This window comes from uncultured Tyzzerella sp. (assembly GCF_963558545.1).
GTDB lineage: Bacteria > Bacillota > Clostridia > Lachnospirales > CAG-274 > Tyzzerella.
Window position 1 is genome coordinate 1 of sequence record NZ_CAUWHO010000112.1, and the last position, 1,825, is coordinate 1,825.

Below are 1,825 nucleotides of genomic sequence, written 5' to 3' on the forward strand. Positions count from 1 at the left end.
TATAATTTCATCTTTATTAAAAGGTGAATTTAAGAAAAATGCAAAATCTAGAGGAATTTCTGAAATAAATCCAAAAATTAATAATGTTAACATATATTTTTTTAAATTTTTAGTATATTGAAATCCTTCTACAATTAGAAAGCAAAATAATGGAAAAGCTAATGCAGTTAATGGATAAATATATTTAATACTAATACTTTGCAGATTTATTGAAAAATCTGAATATTTATAATAGTCTATATAAGTAGGTAAAAAAATTTTTATAAAATGTTCAGTTATCATAAGTGAAATAGCAATCACTTTAATATTAAAATTTGATAAAATTTTAAATCTTGCTAATTTTATATCCAATTTTTTGAAAAATTTTAAAATATTCATTAAACGATTTCCTCCTAATTAATTAAATAACTAGTATAGAAAAATTCTATACTAGTTAAAACTTTAGTTAATATAAACTTTATAAACCCCTGCTGTTGAAACTTTACATTCAACAGTATATGTTCCAGAATTGAAAGGAATGTCATCTAATATTTCATAGTCCCCTTTTTGAATAGCTTTTTCTCTACCTACTTGATTTCCGTGTTGATCTATAATTCTTACATATAGAATACCAGGATTATTTTTATTATTTACTACTTTTGGATTATCATTAAATAAATTGTTAGATCTTGTAACTGTAGTCCAATATTCAGAAAGTCTTACATCTTCATTAAAGTATATTCTTGATTGAATACTATAATTTTCTTTGTCTTCAACAACATTTTCTTGTGAGTTAGTTTGAGCAAAAATAGGTGTTGTTAAAACAGTAGTAGCAACTAAAGACATTAATAATACATTTTTAAACTTTTTCATAATTAAAACCTCCTAAGAAAAAATATTTTAAATTTATATAAATCTCATTTAGAGTATTTATATCTAACTGAATTACTTATCTTTCCAAGCATTAACATTATTCCATTACATAATAATGAAATAAAAATACAAGAAGAAAGATTTATTTTGTTAAATATTAGAGTTATACATAAAACAATTAAAACTATAGTTAAATTCCTTATTGTTCTTTTTTTATAAACTTTTATTTCTATCTCATCTAGTAGTTTGTTCTTATCTTCAATCGGTGCTAAATATAAAATTATACCACTAGATACAATAGATAAAATTATTATTAGTAAACTATTTTGCAATAAATTAAGTTTTAATATGTAACATACACTTATTAACATCAACACAGAAAATATATAGCAACCTAATTTTGTTCTTGCGTGGTATCCACCTGCATATACTCTTATAGGTATATATGTAAACATAAATAATATACTTTCAAATGTCTTATTAAATACTACACCTATAACTAATGTAGTTATTAAATTTAACGCTACAAATACTATTTGATTAAATCCATAACTATATATTTCTTCATCTTCTTTTTTAATTATGTTATTATTTATAAGGTTATTTATTAATCTTTTAGTTAAAACTTCCATAATTAAAATTTACGAAGTTTTTTAGCACTTTCTGGTACTTTATCTTGATGAACATAAAAACTACAAGTTGTATTTACACTAAAAAATGTAAATAACATTAACATATTTGCTAAACATATAAAAAATATTGGTTTAACCTTTTCTTTAATCATAATAACAACTCCTCTTATTTATTTATTGTTTACAATAAAATAATATCATAAATTTAAAAAATTTTTCATATAGTACCCTTAAATGTATGAGTTTGTACCCTTAAATGTAAAATTTTCTATTTTTAAATATATTAATTGGGTATTTTTTTAAAAATTTACATACAAAATAGCTATAACTTTAATTTATAT

Annotated in this window: 4 protein-coding genes; all 4 read right to left on the reverse strand. The window is 20.8% G+C overall.

Features of this window, described 5'->3' with window-relative positions; all coding sequences use genetic code 11:
* A partial coding sequence (locus tag R5Z65_RS10020) for a TraX family protein (RefSeq protein WP_317368908.1) occupies positions 1–378 on the reverse strand: 378 nt, incomplete at its 3' end.
* 63 nt (positions 379–441) lie between these two features.
* Entirely contained in the window at positions 442–852 is a 411-nt protein-coding gene (locus R5Z65_RS10025) for a hypothetical protein (RefSeq protein ID WP_317368911.1), read from the reverse strand.
* Positions 853–896: 44 nt separating this feature from the next.
* Complete coding sequence (locus tag R5Z65_RS10030) at positions 897–1,484, reverse strand: accessory gene regulator B family protein (RefSeq protein WP_317368913.1); 588 nt, start codon at positions 1,482–1,484, stop codon at positions 897–899.
* 2 nt (positions 1,485–1,486) lie between these two features.
* Positions 1,487–1,636 carry a cyclic lactone autoinducer peptide gene (locus R5Z65_RS10035; RefSeq protein ID WP_317368916.1) on the reverse strand — a complete coding sequence of 50 codons (150 nt, stop codon included), beginning with the start codon at positions 1,634–1,636 and terminating at the stop codon, positions 1,487–1,489.
* Positions 1,637–1,825 lie beyond the last annotated feature (189 nt).